18 protein-coding genes are annotated in these 15,848 nt (G+C 54.0%); 6 read left to right on the top strand and 12 right to left on the bottom strand.

What is annotated here, in order from left to right; all coding sequences use genetic code 11:
- Positions 1 to 85: 85 nt before the first annotated feature.
- Together H7U06_RS11690 and H7U06_RS11685 are read right to left on the bottom strand one after the other, a co-directional pair.
- On the bottom strand, positions 86 to 355 hold the full coding sequence (locus tag H7U06_RS11690; protein WP_175626340.1) for a helix-turn-helix domain-containing protein: 270 nt from the start codon (positions 353 to 355) through the stop codon (positions 86 to 88).
- Between the two features lie 19 nt (positions 356 to 374).
- Positions 375 to 842, bottom strand: coding sequence for a rhodanese-like domain-containing protein (locus tag H7U06_RS11685; RefSeq protein WP_175626339.1), 468 nt, complete (start codon positions 840 to 842; stop codon positions 375 to 377).
- 387 nt (positions 843 to 1,229) lie between these two features.
- Here H7U06_RS11685 and H7U06_RS11680 point away from each other — a divergent pair, with 387 nt between their 5' ends.
- The gene (locus H7U06_RS11680; RefSeq protein WP_175626338.1) at positions 1,230 to 1,760 is read left to right on the top strand and encodes a glycine zipper 2TM domain-containing protein; all 531 of its coding nucleotides are present in this window, start codon (positions 1,230 to 1,232) and stop codon (positions 1,758 to 1,760) included.
- A gap of 267 nt (positions 1,761 to 2,027) precedes the next feature.
- Positions 2,028 to 2,726 (top strand): GntR family transcriptional regulator, encoded by a 699-nt coding sequence (locus H7U06_RS11675; RefSeq protein WP_175626337.1) that lies wholly within the window; start codon positions 2,028 to 2,030, stop codon positions 2,724 to 2,726.
- Between the two features lie 66 nt (positions 2,727 to 2,792).
- On the opposite strand, the gene H7U06_RS11670 is transcribed toward H7U06_RS11675, so the two are convergent.
- The 9 genes from H7U06_RS11670 to H7U06_RS11630 form a co-directional block, all read right to left on the bottom strand.
- Positions 2,793 to 4,388: a gamma-glutamyltransferase family protein gene (locus H7U06_RS11670; protein ID WP_175626336.1), complete on the bottom strand. Its 1,596-nt coding sequence runs from the start codon at positions 4,386 to 4,388 to the stop codon at positions 2,793 to 2,795.
- Positions 4,389 to 4,495: 107 nt separating this feature from the next.
- Entirely contained in the window at positions 4,496 to 5,821 is a 1,326-nt protein-coding gene (oxlT, locus tag H7U06_RS11665; protein ID WP_175626335.1) for an oxalate/formate MFS antiporter, read from the bottom strand.
- A gap of 458 nt (positions 5,822 to 6,279) precedes the next feature.
- Complete coding sequence (gene aqpZ, locus H7U06_RS11660) at positions 6,280 to 6,972, bottom strand: aquaporin Z (protein ID WP_175626334.1); 693 nt, start codon at positions 6,970 to 6,972, stop codon at positions 6,280 to 6,282.
- A 247-nt stretch (positions 6,973 to 7,219) separates the two neighbouring features.
- A complete protein-coding gene (locus tag H7U06_RS11655; protein WP_175626333.1) occupies positions 7,220 to 7,945 on the bottom strand; it encodes an ABC transporter ATP-binding protein in 726 nt (241 codons plus the stop codon).
- Positions 7,945 to 8,715 carry an ABC transporter ATP-binding protein gene (locus H7U06_RS11650; RefSeq protein WP_175626332.1) on the bottom strand — a complete coding sequence of 257 codons (771 nt, stop codon included), beginning with the start codon at positions 8,713 to 8,715 and terminating at the stop codon, positions 7,945 to 7,947. Before H7U06_RS11650 ends, H7U06_RS11655 begins: the two co-directional genes overlap by 1 nt.
- 10 nt (positions 8,716 to 8,725) lie before the next feature.
- On the bottom strand, positions 8,726 to 9,940 hold the full coding sequence (locus H7U06_RS11645) for an ABC transporter ATP-binding protein (RefSeq protein WP_175626331.1): 1,215 nt from the start codon (positions 9,938 to 9,940) through the stop codon (positions 8,726 to 8,728).
- A 9-nt stretch (positions 9,941 to 9,949) separates the two neighbouring features.
- Positions 9,950 to 10,879: a branched-chain amino acid ABC transporter permease gene (locus tag H7U06_RS11640; protein ID WP_175626330.1), complete on the bottom strand. Its 930-nt coding sequence runs from the start codon at positions 10,877 to 10,879 to the stop codon at positions 9,950 to 9,952.
- 352 nt (positions 10,880 to 11,231) lie between these two features.
- On the bottom strand, positions 11,232 to 12,161 hold the full coding sequence (gene ispH, locus H7U06_RS11635; protein WP_175626329.1) for a 4-hydroxy-3-methylbut-2-enyl diphosphate reductase: 930 nt from the start codon (positions 12,159 to 12,161) through the stop codon (positions 11,232 to 11,234).
- Positions 12,162 to 12,243: 82 nt separating this feature from the next.
- Positions 12,244 to 12,699, bottom strand: coding sequence for a peptidylprolyl isomerase (locus H7U06_RS11630; protein WP_175626328.1), 456 nt, complete (start codon positions 12,697 to 12,699; stop codon positions 12,244 to 12,246).
- A 103-nt stretch (positions 12,700 to 12,802) separates the two neighbouring features.
- Between H7U06_RS11630 and radC the strand changes: the two genes are divergently transcribed.
- From radC to bluB, 4 genes are all read left to right on the top strand, one after another.
- Positions 12,803 to 13,477: a DNA repair protein RadC gene (radC, locus tag H7U06_RS11625; RefSeq protein WP_175626327.1), complete on the top strand. Its 675-nt coding sequence runs from the start codon at positions 12,803 to 12,805 to the stop codon at positions 13,475 to 13,477.
- A 233-nt stretch (positions 13,478 to 13,710) separates the two neighbouring features.
- Entirely contained in the window at positions 13,711 to 13,947 is a 237-nt protein-coding gene (gene rpmB, locus H7U06_RS11620) for a 50S ribosomal protein L28 (RefSeq protein WP_041296590.1), read from the top strand.
- A 22-nt stretch (positions 13,948 to 13,969) separates the two neighbouring features.
- Positions 13,970 to 14,137, top strand: a complete 168-nt coding sequence (gene rpmG / locus H7U06_RS11615; protein ID WP_011871858.1) for a 50S ribosomal protein L33 — start codon at positions 13,970 to 13,972, stop codon at positions 14,135 to 14,137.
- 108 nt (positions 14,138 to 14,245) lie between these two features.
- A complete protein-coding gene (gene bluB, locus H7U06_RS11610; RefSeq protein WP_175626326.1) occupies positions 14,246 to 14,890 on the top strand; it encodes a 5,6-dimethylbenzimidazole synthase in 645 nt (214 codons plus the stop codon).
- Between the two features lie 6 nt (positions 14,891 to 14,896).
- On the opposite strand, the gene H7U06_RS11605 is transcribed toward bluB, so the two are convergent.
- Complete coding sequence (locus H7U06_RS11605) at positions 14,897 to 15,844, bottom strand: ACP S-malonyltransferase (protein WP_175626325.1); 948 nt, start codon at positions 15,842 to 15,844, stop codon at positions 14,897 to 14,899.
- Positions 15,845 to 15,848 lie beyond the last annotated feature (4 nt).

The raw sequence follows: 15,848 nt of genomic DNA, 5'->3' as shown, positions 1-15,848 counted from the left end.
AAGGAGTGATGCAAAAGTAAGAGTTAGACGTAACAGTGAAACCGCACGACTCAGGCGCTGAGTGTCGGCGGGATTCGACCTGGCCTCAACATGCTATAGCCGCCAAGTTGAGTTTGTAGACCGCCTGCAAGCCGCTGATGCGTTCGCAATGCAGCAGCAAATCGGATACTTTCAGGCCGAGCGCACTGGCCAGTTTGTCCAGCGTGATCAGTGAAGGTATTGTTTTGCCGCGCTCGACTTCACCGACATAGGAACGATTCAATTGCGCTTTTTCTGCCAGCGCTTCCTGCGACCAGCCATGTGCTTCACGCAATTGCCGCACCGCCAGACCCAATGACACACACAACTTGCTCATCGTGTACCGAGTCAGGCAATCAAGCTTGTACCCACGGCAGCTGGTGATAGCGCCAGCCATCACTGCCACCACGATGCTGCTGCTCATCCAGGTCACCTTCAAAACCTTCGAGCACATTGAAGACCTGGGTGAAGCCTGCTTTCTGTGCAGCTTCTGCTGCCAGCGCTGAACGTTTGCCGCTACGGCACAGCAACAGTACGGTTTTATCCTTGCCGGTTTTGGCTTCGAGTTCGCGCACGAAGCGCGGGTTGCGTGTCAGGCTGGTACCGGTGGCCCATGCCACGTGGACGCTGTCAGGCACATAACCGACAAAGGCACGTTCTTCCGCGGTACGCACATCTACCAGCACGGCTTTGCCGCTGGAAAAAAGCTGCCATGCGAGTTGCGGCGACACGCCGTCTTTAGACAACAGTTCGGAAACCGGTGCTAAACCATCCTCTTTTTCATATGTATGGGCTGCGGCGGCAGATTGGAGCGATGCACTCATTTCGTTTTCCTTTGCTTGACTGCTTACAGCCATCATTGATGGCCGTGTCTGAATTCGTGCAATCAGAATATAAGAAAGCAAATACGCGACAAACGAATAAAAACGCGCTTGATTATGAGAATTTCGCTGCGGTGATTTGGTGCGATGACGCGACTTGAATGAAATGATGACAAGCGTCTACAGGCAGCAGCCATACATTATTTGTTACAAATAAGCGCATCCATTTACACAGTTTCAGTAGCACTTTCACCCCGGAATGAGGTCTACTGAAGCAATCGGGATTTACAGGTAGGACGCAGCGCGTAAGGTAATTCAACAAAGGGCCAGCGCCATATTTAATTCCCGACTAATATTGTCCTTTAGTACAGAATTACCCTTGGAGTCATCATGAAAACAAATAAAACAGCCATCGTCCTCGCCATCCTTGCCGCCACCGTGCTCGGCGGCTGTACGACCTACTACCCTAACGATAACGTGCGCCAATATCCGGCTTATCCGCAAGCGACTTACCCGGCGCAGGGTTACCCGGCTGCAAGCTATCCGCAACAACAATATCCGAATCAGGGCTACAACCAGGGCTATTACAAAGGCACTGGCATCGTCGACTCGATCCAGCCGATGCAAGTCCGCAGTGAAGGCAGCGGCGGCGGTGCGCTGGCCGGTGGTGCCATCGGCGGCGTCCTGGGTAACCAGGTCGGCAAAGGAGGTGGTCGCGCAGTGGCAACTGCGGCGGGCCTGATAGGCGGCGCCCTGCTGGGTAACCAGATAGAACGTAATAGCACGCCAGCACAGCAGTATTTCCAGGTAAATGTCCGTCTTGATAACGGCGGTTTCCAGACCTTCAACCTGCAAAATCCGAATGGCCTGCAAGTCGGCGAACGCGTCCATATCGAAAACAACCAGATTTACCGCTACTAAGCACCTCCTTCCAAGGCAAAAGCCCGTTTCATGCAAATGAAGCGGGCTTTTTGTATGGCCGGACCATTTTCGCAGTGCAGTGCCAGGAATGCTCTTCCGGGGCAAACAAAGAAAATTGGAATTACTGGCAGGACGAATCGTATAATTCGCACAACCCGGCATGCAAAATGCTTCAATCCCCGCGTAAGCGCGGCATGGAATAAGCCTTTGCGGCGCGCTTTAGAATACTGATTTACTTCGAATATTCGCTATTTCAAAGGTTGAGCAATGATCACGGAAGAACAAGTAAAAGCCTTACAGTCCGAGATGGAGGGGAACGGGGAGAACCAGGCGCAAATGGCCTACCGCATCCTGGAAGAGATGATCGTGACGCTGAAGCTGCCGCCGGGCAGCAAGATTTCCGAAAAAGCGCTGAACCGCTCGCTCGGTTTTGGCCGCACGCCCTTGCGCGAAGCCTTGCAGCGCCTCGCCATCGAAGGCAACGTAAAGATCCTGCCACGTTCCGGCGTCATCGTTTCCGATATCGACCTGTCCGATCAGTTGAACATGATAGAAGTGCGGCGCGAACTGGAAAAAATCATCGCGGGACGCGCAGCACGTCTGGCGATGGAAGACCAGCGCGAAGTCTTCCTGAAACTAGCGGACGAATTCGACCGTGCAGCCCGGCAAAATGACGGCAATGTCTTTATCGAAACAGACCGTGAATTCAATTCGCTCTGCATAGAGACTGCGCAAAACAAATACGTATCGTATGCGATAGGCCCGATAGAAGCGCAAACGCGCCGCTTCTGGTATTTGCACTTCAAACGCTTCGGCGACCTGCAACGCGTATCACAATTACACGCGGGTATCGCGCGTGCGATTGCTGCCAACGATGAAGCTGGCGCGCGTGATGCGTCGGACAAGCTGATCGATTACGTCGAAGAGTACACACGTAAAACCCTGCAATTTATGGGTGGGCTGTAAGCGCAACGCCCATAAAAAAAGCGCAGGCTGATCGCTCAGCCTGCGCTTTTTTACATCACAGCCAGCTTAGAAACCGGCTGCAGTACCGTTGCTGCGTGGATCGAAACCACCGGCAAAGATGCCGTCTGCATCACGCACGATGGCAGCAGCGTGACCTACCATTTCATCGAACTCACCGATCACATCCACTTCATGGCCGAGCTTGCGCAAGCCATCGATGATTTCCGGTGCAAAGCGGCTTTCCAGCTTAAGTGAATCCGAGCTCTGCCCCCAGGTCCGGCCCAGCAACCAGCGCGGTGCGGTAATCGCTTGCTGCACTGCCTGTCCGAACACTGCGTAACGGGTAAATACAGCTGCCTGTGTTTGCGGCTGTCCATCGCCACCCATGGTGCCGTACACCATGGTGCGACCATCCTTCAAACGCGCCAGTGCAGGATTGAGCGTATGGAAAGGCTTTTTGCCTGGTGCCAGTACGTTCAGGTGCTGCGGATCCAGCGAGAATGAGCAGCCACGGTTTTGCCAGTTGATGCCGGTACGTGGCAGAACCACGCCGCTGCCGAACTCGTGATAGATACTCTGGATAAAGGAAACCGCACGTCCTTCACCATCGATCACACCCATCCAGATCGTATCGCCTGGCCCTTTACCCTGCCCCCAAGGCAAGGCTTTATCGAGACGAACCTTGGCAACGTATGGTGCAAGGAATTCATCAGTCAAGATGCTTTGCGGATCGATGGTCATGTACGCCGGATCAATCACGTAACGATCACGGATTGCAAACGCCTGCTTGGTTGCTTCCACCACCAGGTGGATGTATTCCAGGCTGTCTTCCTTGTACTGGCCGATATTCAGGCGATCGAGGATGCCGATGATCGCCAGCGAAATCACGCCTTGCGTAGGCGGTGCAGTATTGTAGACATCGCCGAGGCTATGCTTGAGGTGCATAGGCACGCCGGTACGTGCGTGATAGCTATTCAAATCCTGCAAGGTGATCGGGCAACCCACTTCTGCCAGATCGGCTGCAATTTCTTTCGCCAGCTCGCCACGATAGAAACTATCCAGGCCTTGTTCAGCCAGCGTACGCAGGGTTTTGCCCATGCGTTTTTGTACGAAGCGGCTGCCTGCTGCAGGCGCCTTGCCATCGACCAGGAAGGTATCGGCAAAACCTGGCTGATTCACCAGTTCCGGCAGCTTGACGGAAGTGCTCGCATATTGCGATGGCGTGACCGGAATGCCTTGTTCTGCGTAATGAATCGCATCGCCCAGCAAACGGTTCAAAGCCAGTTTACCGCCCCAGCCTGCGCTGATGTTCAATGCTTCCTGCCAGCCACCGACCGTGCCTGCCATGGTATTTGCTGCCACCGGGCCGCGCATAGGAATCGTGTCCAGCTTACGTTCCTTGTAATAGTCCAGCGAGACGCCCGCGCCAACTACACCGCAAGCCTCAATCGCCACCACCGGTTTGCCCGGTTCCGACACCACCCAGAAACCGTCACCGCCTATGCCGTTCATGTGGGGATAAACAACTGCAATCGTCGACGCTGCCGCGACCATCGCTTCAATGGCGTTACCGCCATCCTGCAAGACCGATAGTGCTGCCTGTGCAGCCAATGAGTGCGGCGCAACTGCCATGCCACGTGTTGCGTGGGTAGTATTGAGCATAAAAACCTTCTGAATCGATAAATAAAAACAGCATTGCCCGGCGAACTCCGGGCAATCCCTAAACGTTTTTCCGGAACCGATAGTGCACAGGTTCCGGAAAACCGGTATTACTTCAGCGCAGCCGCAGGAGCAACTACACTATTCATTTCCATTTCCTGCGGCGTATTGGCCAGGAACTTGCGGCGCATAGGCTTGAGGATGATCAAGGCCAGGAAAGCTGTCAGGAAATCCATACCTATCACCGTCATGAACACTGGTGTCCAGGAACCGGTTGCTTCATGCATCATCGCAGCCAGCGGCCCGCCCAGCACCGAACCCACACCTTGCGCCATGTACAGAAAACCATAGTTGGTGGTCGCATGTTTGGTACCAAACGTGTCCGTCAGGATAGACGGGAACAGCGAGAAAATTTCACCCCAACCAAAAAATACTACACCCGACAGCAACACAAACAACACTGGGTTATCAGTGGTCATCAACCACAAGGTCATCGCCACACCTTCCATACCGAAGGCGATGAACATGGTGTTTTCACGACCGATGCGATCCGATACCCAGCCGAAGAACGGACGGGTCAAGCCATTCGCAAAACGATCGATCGTCAATGCCAGCGGCAAGGCAGCCATACCGAATACCATCGCGTCGTGCACACCGAAATCTTTGGCAAACGCGCCCATTTGCGAGATCACCATCAAGCCCGAAGTCGACATCATGGTCATCATGATGAACATCAGCCAGAACACTGGTTTCTTCAACATCTGGCTCGATTTATAGCTGTACTTGGATTCCTTGTTCGCATCGCTGGCCTTGTGACGGACGGCCAGCTCCACAACTTCATCTGCTTTCGGTCGGCGCATACCTTGCGCTGCCAGGAAGCCCACGACACCAATAATCAGACCGAAGGTCATCAGGGTGCTGGAAACACCAGAACTCTTGATGCTGCTGGAAATCGCAAAGGTCGTCATGATCGCGCCGAAGCCATAACCAGCTGCCACCATACCAACTGCAAAGCCGCGTTTCTCAGGGAACCACTGCACCATCAGGCCGATGACGCCAACATAAATAATGCCGGTACCGACGCCGCCCAACAGGCCATAGCTAAAGTACAGACCCCAGACGCTGGTCGCCGAAGCAGCCAGCACCCAGCTCAAAGCCGTCAGAATCGCGCCAGCCGACAGCAACATACGCGGACCGAACTTGTCGATCAGGAAACCTTGGAACGGCGACAGGAAGGTCTGCGCCACGATCAGGATCGCGAAAGTGACCTGCACTTCAGTCAACGACGCATTGAGCAAAGTCGTCAACTCGGTCGTAAACAAAGCCCATACATACTGAGGACTCGAGATGGCCATCATGGCGACTACGCCAAAACAAAGCTGCCACCACCTGGTGCTGCTCGACAAACTCGAGCTGGTTGTGCTGATGCGATTCATAAATATCTCCGATGTAGTTATAGAACTTCTTGGCCCTTCAAATCCGCATGTCTATCACTGACATGTCAGATTCAGGCGTAAGGTAAGCCCCATAAAAACATTTGTCAAGGGTTGAAAAATAACGATCAAACTGCTTAGCAGCGAGCCTGCATAAATTTACTGATCATTCCCCTTTAAGCAATCTTAGTGCCAGTTATCAAAAATATGCAGAAAGATGCAGTAACCGATAAGTGCCATGTCACTTGCAACAAATAAGATAGGCAACAGTTTGGAAGACGTAACCTGCCCTGCCATTGCCAGGACGCATCTTTTCCGTGCGCCCATCCGTGGCACGCAAAGAAAATGCACAAAAAAAGAGCGCTTCTAAGCCGAAGCGCTCCGAAATGGCAATCTGTACACCCCAAAGAGGGATGCTGGGTTAATTCGATATCGACCAGATGCAAACGGCCGGATTATCTTCAGGCAGGCTGCTCGTCACCTATCCAGCGATAGATCAGCGCGCCCAACACAGCACCTATGATGGGAGCAACCCAGAACAACCAGAGCTGACCGAGCGCCCAGTCTCCCACGTAGAGTGCAACACCGGTACTGCGCGCCGGATTAACCGAAGTATTGGTAACCGGGATTGAAATCAGGTGGATCAGGGTAAGTGCGAGGCCGATAGGAATCGGAGCGAAACCTGTTGGCGCACGCTTGTCCGTCGCGCCCAGGATCACCAGCAGGAAGAACATCGTCATCACCACTTCGCACACCAGTGCTGCCAGCAACGAGTACTTGCCCGGTGAATGCTCGCCGTAGCCATTGGAAGCAAAGCCCTGCGCGACGTCAAAACCGGCAGCGCCACTGGCAATCACGTAGAGCACACCACCCGCGACGATGCCACCCAGCACTTGCGCAACGATATAGGGAAGCAGTTGATTGGCCGGGAAGCGTCCGCCTGCCCACAGGCCGATGGAAACTGCCGGATTCAGATGACAGCCAGAGATATGGCCGATCGCAAAAGCCATGGTCAGCACAGTCAGGCCAAAGGCAACGGCTACGCCCAGCAAGCCTATACCGACATGGGGAAAGGCTGCTGCCAGTACCGCACTACCGCAACCACCCAATACCAGCCAAAAGGTTCCGAAGAACTCCGCACCGTATCGTTTCATGACGACTCCCTAATCAAAATAATGAAGCAGGATGATGAGATCAGTACGGCTGCTTTTAGCCAGGTTTTTGCCTGATCAGATCATCGATATCTCAGCAGGAAATTTAAACATGTTTACGGATTTCGATTTCTAAGCAATTGTGATTTTTGTAGCCGGACAGCCACTGCGCAGGCACAGTCAGCACGCGTTAATACGCGCTGGCTGTGCCTTATATTAGGAAGAAAAACGGAAAAGCGTAAGGCCGAAATCAGCCTTCGCCCAGATACGCTGCCTTGACCTTGGGGTCATTCAGCATTTGCTGTGCATCACCCTGCATGGTCACCAGGCCGGACTCCATGACATAAGCACGATTCGCTGCCTGCAAGGCCAGCTTGGCGTTTTGTTCGACCAACAGGATGGTGATGCCTTGTGCCGATACGGTACGGATGACTTCAAAGATCTTCTCGACCATGATAGGTGACAAACCCATAGACGGTTCATCCAGCAATAGCAGCTCCGGATGGCTCATCAAGGCACGCGCCATCGCCAGCATTTGCTGCTCGCCACCGGACAAGGTACCGGCCATTTGCGTGGCACGCTCCTTCAGGCGCGGGAATACGCCGTACCAGCGCTCTATATCCGCTGCTATGCCATCCTTGTCATCACGCGTGAACGCACCCATCAGCAGGTTTTCCTGGATAGACATGCGCGTGAATACACCACGTCCTTCCGGCACCATCGCCAGTCGTTTGCGTACCAGTTCAAACGAATGCAAACCCTTGATCGGATGACCGGCGTATTCGATATGCCCTTCCACGCGGCAGTTCGGCAAGGTGCCGGTGATGGCTTTCAGCGTCGTGGTCTTGCCCGCGCCGTTTGCACCGATCAGCGTGATCAGCTCACCTTTACGAACTTCGAGGTCTACGCCTTTGACGGCTTCGATGCCGCCATAGGCAACCTTGAGTCCGCTAATTTTCAGTACGGTATCCGCCATCAGTGCGAACCTCCCAGATATGCTTCAATCACGGCCGGATTTTTTTGCACCTCAGCCGGTACACCCTCTGCAATCGGCTTGCCATAATCCAGCACCGTGATGCGGTCGCACAAACCCATCATCAGTTTGACGTCATGTTCGATCAGCAAAATGGTTTTACCTTCGGCCTTGATCTTGACCAGCAAATCACGCAAGCCCAGCTTCTCGGTTGCATTCATGCCTGCAGCAGGTTCATCCAGCGCCAGCAATTGCGGATCGGTCGCCAGCGCACGTGCAATTTCGAGACGACGCTGGTCGCCATACGATAAATTGCGCGCCGTGCGTTCAGCGAATTGCCCGATGCCAACAAACTCCAGCAACTCCATCGCACGCTGCCGTATCTCCGCTTCTTCACGACGCGCCGCCTTGTGATGAAACACGGCACCGAACAAGCCCTGATGTGTGCGCACATGGCGTCCTATCATGACGTTCTCAAGCGCGGTCATTTCACCAAACAGGCGTATGTTTTGAAAGGTACGGGCGATACCGGCCTTGGCAACCTTGTGTGGCGCGGACGGTGAGTACGGTTTGCCCGCCAGCTCGAAGCTGCCAGTGTCGGCCTGATACAGGCCGGTGATCACGTTAAAGAAAGTGGTTTTACCGGCACCGTTAGGCCCGATCAAACCATAGATCTGGCCTTGCAGGATCTTGATGTTGACGTCTGACAATGCCTGCAAACCACCGAAGCGTTTGCTGACACCAGCGATATTTAAAATAATTTGTTCGCTCATGGCACCCTCTTTAAACCGCCACGACATCGGTGGATTTTTTCGCAGTATCGTTATCCGCGGTAGGCCTATCTTCGCTCTTGGGAGAAGGCCACAAACCGGCAGGACGATACAGCATGATCAAAACCATCGCCAGGCCATACAACAACTGGCGCAAGACTTCGGCATCGATCAGCACCTCACCGAACAAGCTCTTCTGCAGAGGTTCGACCACATGGCGCAGGACTTCAGGCAAAGCGGCAAGGATGATGCCGCCCAATACCACGCCCGGAATATGTCCCATACCGCCCAGCACCACCATCGCCAGTACCGCTATCGATTCTGTCAGAGAGAAGGACTCAGGCGAAACAAAGCCCTGGAAGGCTGCGAACATTGCACCAGCCACACCACCAAACGATGCCCCCATCGCAAAGGCCAGCAACTTCACGTTACGCGTATTGATGCCCATCGCCTTGGCGGCGATTTCATCTTCGCGGATCGCCACGAAGGCGCGACCCAGGCGTGAATTCTGCAGGCGCACCGAGATGAAAATAATCGCGATACACAGGAATAGAAACAGGAAGTAATAGGCATTCACCGAAGGCATCGCGTAATCGCCTATCATCACCGTCGCACGCGAACCCGCTTCGCCATTGAGCGAGACGCCGAAGATGCGGATCGGGTCAATCATGTTGATCCCTTGCGGACCATTGGTGATATTCACCGGACCGTTCAGGTTATTCATGAAGATACGGATGATTTCACCGAAGCCCAGCGTCACGATCGCGAGATAGTCACCACGCAGCTTCAGCGTAGGCGCACCCAGCAAGGCACCAAAGAAACCAGCAACCAGCGCCGCCAGCGGCACGATCGCCCACAGTGACAGATGGATACCGTTCTGTGCAATCTCGGGGCCGAACACCCACAGCAAGGCCTCACCTATCGGCGGGTATTGATTAACGAAGGATTCGAGCACGACCGCGAACTGCGGCGACGCCAGCAACGCAGTCAGGTAAGCACCGATCGCATAGAAAGCGATATAACCCAGATCGAGCAGACCGGCAAAGCCGACAACAACGTTCAGACCCAGCGCCAGCATGATGTAGAGCAGCGCAAAGTCCATGATGCGTACCCACGAGTTACCGAAGTTCTGCGCGATGAAGGGGAAGATTAGCGCAATCGCGAGTATTACCAGCAAACCGGTATAGGCTTTGCGCGGATTGTTTTTGGTATCGAAATAATTTGCCATATGCCCTCCTTACGCGCGGTCAGGCACACGTTCGCCCATGATGCCGGACGGTCGCAGCGTAAGAACGATAATCAGAACCACGAAGGCAAAGATATCCTGGTAGTGGCTGCCGAGGAAGCCACCAGTCAGGTCGCCAATATAACCAGCGCCCAGGCTTTCTATCAGGCCGAGCAGGATGCCGCCCAGCATCGCACCATAGATATTGCCGATGCCGCCCAGTACCGCTGCCGAGAATGCTTTCAAGCCCGGCACAAAACCCATCGCGAATTGCGCCGATGAATAGTTGGCGGCCCACATCACGCCAGCGATCGCCGCCAGCACGGCGCCTATCGCAAAGGTCATCACAATCACGCGATTGGAATCCACGCCCATCAAGCCAGCAACGCGCGGGTTTTCAGAAGTCGCACGCATGGCCCTGCCCATCTTGGTTTTTTCGATCAATAAGACCAGCAAGCCCATGGCCACCGCCGCCAGAATCAGCAACATGACCTGGGTCGGCGAAATCAGCGCGCCCATGATATGCAACGGCTCGGTCGGCATTTCCTGCGGGAATGGAATCGGGCTACGTCCCCAGATCATCATGGCCAGCGTCTGCAGCAGGATGGAGACACCGATCGCGGTAATCAGCGGCGCCAGACGTGGCGCATTACGCAAACGTCTGTAAGCAACGCGTTCGATCAACACATTCACCGCGACACAAACCGGGATTGCACCGAGGATGGCGATAATCAGTTTGACGATACCGGGCAGGTCCGGTGCCACGGTATTGAGCATCTTCAGGATGGTCAGTCCTGCCATCGCACCGACCATCAGCACATCACCATGCGCAAAATTGATCAGGTTGAGTACGCCATACACCATCGTGTAGCCGAGTGCGACCAGCGCATACATGCTGCCCAGCACCAGGCCATTAATAATTTGCTGGATGAAAATATCCATGTTTTGACTACTCTCTTAAAGGATGGTGTTCCATCGTTTGCGACTACCGGACACTGTGCCAGCCCGCTCTAACCAAATAGCCGTCGCAAAAATCATTCCAGATAAAACAAAAACGGCACCCTGATTTAAATCGAAGGTGCCGCGCGGTATACAGCTGTTTATTCGGAACGACGAATGATGATCGTCATGATCGGTGAAATTAGGGCAGGAATCATCATCTTATTGTCTCCGGTTCGTCTCTGGATAAACGTTTGCAGCTGGCTGCAAACGATGAGGAAGCTGGCGGCGATTATACCGAATGCCCGGCCGCCATCATCCAATTTATCCGCAGATGCTAAAGACAAATCAGTAATTAACGCTTCAAGCCCTTGGGCAACGGGAAGGTCACGTTTTCTTCCACGCCTTCCAGCGTACGCACGCTTTGCGCGCCACACTCTTTCAGGCGATCAATCACAGCCTGCACCAGTACTTCCGGCGCCGAAGCACCGGCGGTCAGGCCGATGCGGCGCTTGCCGCGTACCCAGTCCGGATCGATCTGCGATGCATTGTCGACCATGTAAGCCGGGACGCCGCGCTTCTCGGCGACTTCACGCAGACGGTTGGAGTTGGAGCTGTTCGGGCTACCGACCACCAGCACCATGTCCACCTGCGGCGCCATGAACTTCACGGCTTCCTGACGGTTGGTGGTGGCATAGCAAATGTCTGCCTTCTTCGGTTCCGAGATGTTCGGGAAACGCTCCTTCAATGCAGCAATCACATCAGCCGTATCGTCTATCGACAAGGTGGTTTGCGTGACATAGGAGATCATGTCCGGATTGCGCACCTGCAACTTTTCTACATCTTCAACAGTTTCCACCAGATGCATACCGTCTTCGATCTGGCCCATGGTGCCTTCGACTTCAGGATGACCGTCGTGGCCAATCATGATGATTTCGCGACCATCACGACGCATTTTTTCCACTTCTATATGAACCTTGGTCACCAGCGGGCAAGTCGCATCGAATACGCGCAGGCCGCGCTTCTCGGCTTCTGCCTGCACTGCCTTGGATACGCCATGCGCGGAAAAAACGACGGTATTGCCAGCTGGCACATCATCCAGCTCTTCAATAAAGATCGCGCCCTTGTTGCGCAGATCGGTCACCACATAAGCGTTATGCACAATCTCGTGGCGCACATAAATCGGCGCACCGAACTCAGTCAGTGCACGCTCCACGATTTCAATCGCACGATCAACACCTGCGCAAAAACCGCGGGGCTGCGCCAGTAAAATTTCGGTATCCATCTTTATCCTTTGATGCCCCGGTCTTTGCACCTGCAAGGACCGGTTAATAATCGCATGCCCATATCGGACTTAACGACTCACTTTATAGTATGCCTATGATCTTCACTTCAAACTGCAGCGTTTGTCCTGCCAGCGGATGATTGAAATCGAACAAGGCGGTTTCTTCATCGATATCACGCAAGACCCCGGCAAACTTGCCACCGCTGGGCGCTGCAAACTCAACCAGGTCGCCGATCACATAATCGTCACCCGGCAAGGAATTCTTATCCAGCACGTTGCGCGACAGGCGCTGCAGCAATTCCGGATTGCGCGGGCCAAAAGCACGTTCCGGCGGCAAATCAAATGTCTGGTGGGTGCCTTCCGGCAAACCCAGCAGGCAGGCTTCGAGGAACGGTGCCAGTTGTCCCTGCCCCAATTGCAAGGTCGCCGGGTTTTCTGCAAAGGTACTGACGATATCCTCCCCCTCGCTGGAAGCAAGGCGGTAGTGCAAAGTCAGGTATGCAGTTTCCGTAACGACAGGCTGTGATTGCTTAGACATGGGAAAAATCCGGGTTACGCGACTAGCGCTATTTTAAGCCACCTTGCGCATTCCGACCCTCTGATAATTGAAATCCCATATTCCTTTCCAGATGGAGGCAATTTTGGCAATTACAGACTGGCCTGAGCAAGACCGACCAAGGGAGCGCCTGATCAGGCACGGCGCGGCTATCTTATCGGACGCAGAGCTTTTGGCGATCTTCCTGCGACTAGGCGTAGCCGGTAAAAGTGCCGTCGATCTCGCACGTGACATGCTCTGGCACTTCGGCTCGCTGCATGAACTGTTTTCCGCCAGCATGACCGACTTTTGCAAGCTAAACGGGCTGGGTCCGGCCAAGTACGCTCAGTTGCAAGCGGTACTGGAACTCACCCGTCGTGCGCTGAGTGAAGAATTGCAAATCGGCATTGCATTGAATTCGCCGCAATCCGTAAAGAAATATCTGCAGCTAGTTCTGGGCAGCAAGAAACATGAAGCCTTTGTCGTTCTCTTCCTCGACGTCAAGAATCGCCTGATCGCCTGCGAAGAATTATTCCGTGGCACCCTCACCCACACCAGTGTCTATCCCCGCGAAATCGTGAAAGAGGCGCTTACGCATAACGCCGCCAGTGTGCTCCTGGCGCACAACCATCCATCCGGCTCACCCGAACCCAGCCTTGCCGACCACAGCCTCACGCAAGCCCTGAAACAGGCGCTGGCCCTGATAGACGTACGGGTCCTCGATCATTTCGTCATTGGTGGTAAAAACATCTACTCTTTTGCCGAACATGGGCAGCTATAAAACTGGCTACTGAACATCATAGGCAGCCAAACAGCCTCCCCGCCACAACCCGCTTACCCTCTGTAAACCCGCATTTCCCAGAGGTGACATGACTTGTTACTTGCTTGCGCTCAAATTGTTAAATATTGAGAATGCACAAAGACACAATTATTTCACGCAAGTCATTGAATAAATGCGAATTTTTGGCTATACTCTCGTTTTTTCCAATTCCGGAAATCTTTAGGAGCACAAATATGGCACGTGTCTGCCAAGTCACTGGGAAGGGGCCGATGGTCGGCAACAATGTTTCCCATGCAAACAACAAAACGAAACGTCGTTTTTTGCCTAACTTGCAAAATCGCCGTATTTTCGTTGAGTCCGAGAATCGCTGGGTTTCCCTGCGTCTGTCCAACGCCGGTTTGCGTGTAATCGACAAAATCGGCATCGATGCTGTTTTGGCTGATATGCGCGCTCGTGGCGAAAAAGTCTAACTAGCAGAATAAAGGAATTATCATGGCGAAATCAGGCCGCGACAAAATCAAGCTGGAATCGACCGCAGGCACGGGTCACTTCTACACCACGACTAAAAACAAGCGTACAACTCCGGAAAAAATGTCGATCATCAAGTTCGACCCAAAAGTTCGTAAGCACGTTGAATACAAAGAAACCAAGATCAAGTAATCGATCTTATGTTTCGCAGAAAAGCCGCTTCCATGAAGCGGCTTTTTTTATTCCCCGCGCGGCCATCCCCGGTTAAGCTAAGGGCAGACCCGGCACTCCAGAGAAGATATGAATCCCAACAAGTTTTCCGATGCAGAGATTGCATCCGTCTACAAAGCGATACGCGAACGGCGTGACATGCGTCACTTCCTGCCGACGCCGCTGGAAGCAGGACAACTGGAGCGTTTCATCCAGGCGGCGCACATGGCACCCAGCGTCGGCCTGATGCAACCCTGGCGTTTCATACGCATCACGGACACAGAATTACGCCGCGCCATACAGCAGCATGTGGAAACCGAACGTCTGGCCACGGCAGATGCGCTCGAACAACGTTCAAATGAATTCATGCGCCTGAAAGTGGAAGGCATTTTGTCCTGCGCCGAAGTGCTGGTCGTCGGCCTGACCGATCATCGCGAGAAATACATCTTTGGCCGCCGCACCATGCCGGAGATGGACCTGGCTTCTGCCAGTTGCGCGATACAGAATATGTGGCTGGCAGCGCGAGCTGAAGGGATCGCCATGGGCTGGGTATCGCTGTTCGATCCGGAAACATTGCGCCAATTGTGCAAGATGCCGGAAGGCAGTCAGCCTATCGCCATTTTGTGTTTGGGTCACACGACGGAATTTTATCCGGCACCTATGCTGGAAATCGAAGCTTGGGATAAGCGCAAGGCGCTCGCCGATATCTGTTTTGAAAATTCCTGGGGTGATTAAGCCGACTCATGCATCAGCATATTGCTCGACCCATTTCCTGATCCCTGACAAAGAACGAAACTCCGCGACAGAACGACATTGAATATGTGGATGACGTGTCTTCAGCATACGCGCCAACGCAGCGCCCGGCCCCAGTTCCAGAGCCATCGTCACTCCGGCTTCTTCCAGGCTATCCATCACTGCCTGCCAGCGTATAGGCTCAGCTAGCTGGCGCGACAAATTACCGGCCGCGGCATTTTTATCCAGCAAGCGTGCACCGGAAATGCCTGCCAGCACCGGAAACAACGGAGCCTTGATGCCACTACTTGCAATTGCGGTCTCAAATGCTTGCACTGCAGCCTGCATCCACGGAGTATGTGATGCGATCTCTATCGGCAGGCGCGTGACCTTGCCGCCTGCATTGCTAATTGCCGCTTCCAGCCCATCAACCTGTTTCAGCAAACCACCGGCAATTACCGCATCGTCAGCAACCTCGATCGCCATGTAAAAACCGTGTGCGTCCAGCAAAGGCTGGATCTCCGACATTTGTACCAGAGATTGCGAGAGAGAGATTGCCAGCATGACTTGCGGCTGATCGGCTGCGATGCATCCCTGCAGCAAGTTCGCACGCAAGGCGGCCAGCCTGATCGCTTCTTCGGCGCTGAGCGCACCGGCCACTGCCCAAGACGCCAGCTCGCCTATGCTGTAGCCAGCGACGACGACAGGTTTGGGGATAATGTTTTTGACTGCTTCCCAGGTAGCGAGAATGGAGGCGACAACCAGCGGTTGTGCGATCGGGTTGGCGAACAAGAGTTTTTCATCCGCCAGGATTTCCTGCAAAGGATGCCTGCATAGGTCTTCCAGCGGCCATGCTTGCAGCAATTGCGCGACACGCACATCTTCGCGCGCGAGATCGAACATACCGGCATGCTGGCCTGCCTGGCCGGAACACAAAATAGCGACGCGATTCATCATGGGA

Origin of the sequence: Herminiimonas sp. Marseille-P9896, from assembly GCF_903993245.1 — a bacterium.
GTDB classification, from domain to species: Bacteria; Pseudomonadota; Gammaproteobacteria; order Burkholderiales; family Burkholderiaceae_D; genus Oxalicibacterium; species Oxalicibacterium contaminans.
This window is presented reverse-complemented; position numbering and strand designations above follow the sequence as displayed.

Bases quoted from the DNA above. Each gene is read 5' to 3' on its own strand.
- H7U06_RS11690 (WP_175626340.1), bottom strand. From the start codon at position 355: ATGAGCAAGTTGTGTGTGTCATTGGGTCTGGCGGTGCGGCAATTGCGT.
- H7U06_RS11685 (WP_175626339.1), bottom strand. From the start codon at position 842: ATGAGTGCATCGCTCCAATCTGCCGCCGCAGCCCATACATATGAAAAA.
- H7U06_RS11680 (WP_175626338.1), top strand. From the start codon at position 1,230: ATGAAAACAAATAAAACAGCCATCGTCCTCGCCATCCTTGCCGCCACC.
- H7U06_RS11675 (WP_175626337.1), top strand. From the start codon at position 2,028: ATGATCACGGAAGAACAAGTAAAAGCCTTACAGTCCGAGATGGAGGGG.
- H7U06_RS11670 (WP_175626336.1), bottom strand. From the start codon at position 4,388: ATGCTCAATACTACCCACGCAACACGTGGCATGGCAGTTGCGCCGCAC.
- oxlT (WP_175626335.1), bottom strand. From the start codon at position 5,821: ATGAATCGCATCAGCACAACCAGCTCGAGTTTGTCGAGCAGCACCAGG.
- aqpZ (WP_175626334.1), bottom strand. From the start codon at position 6,972: ATGAAACGATACGGTGCGGAGTTCTTCGGAACCTTTTGGCTGGTATTG.
- H7U06_RS11655 (WP_175626333.1), bottom strand. From the start codon at position 7,945: ATGGCGGATACCGTACTGAAAATTAGCGGACTCAAGGTTGCCTATGGC.
- H7U06_RS11650 (WP_175626332.1), bottom strand. From the start codon at position 8,715: ATGAGCGAACAAATTATTTTAAATATCGCTGGTGTCAGCAAACGCTTC.
- H7U06_RS11645 (WP_175626331.1), bottom strand. From the start codon at position 9,940: ATGGCAAATTATTTCGATACCAAAAACAATCCGCGCAAAGCCTATACC.
- H7U06_RS11640 (WP_175626330.1), bottom strand. From the start codon at position 10,879: ATGGATATTTTCATCCAGCAAATTATTAATGGCCTGGTGCTGGGCAGC.
- ispH (WP_175626329.1), bottom strand. From the start codon at position 12,161: ATGGATACCGAAATTTTACTGGCGCAGCCCCGCGGTTTTTGCGCAGGT.
- H7U06_RS11630 (WP_175626328.1), bottom strand. From the start codon at position 12,699: ATGTCTAAGCAATCACAGCCTGTCGTTACGGAAACTGCATACCTGACT.
- rpmB (WP_041296590.1), top strand. From the start codon at position 13,711: ATGGCACGTGTCTGCCAAGTCACTGGGAAGGGGCCGATGGTCGGCAAC.
- rpmG (WP_011871858.1), top strand. From the start codon at position 13,970: ATGGCGAAATCAGGCCGCGACAAAATCAAGCTGGAATCGACCGCAGGC.
- bluB (WP_175626326.1), top strand. From the start codon at position 14,246: ATGAATCCCAACAAGTTTTCCGATGCAGAGATTGCATCCGTCTACAAA.
- H7U06_RS11605 (WP_175626325.1), bottom strand. From the start codon at position 15,844: ATGATGAATCGCGTCGCTATTTTGTGTTCCGGCCAGGCAGGCCAGCAT.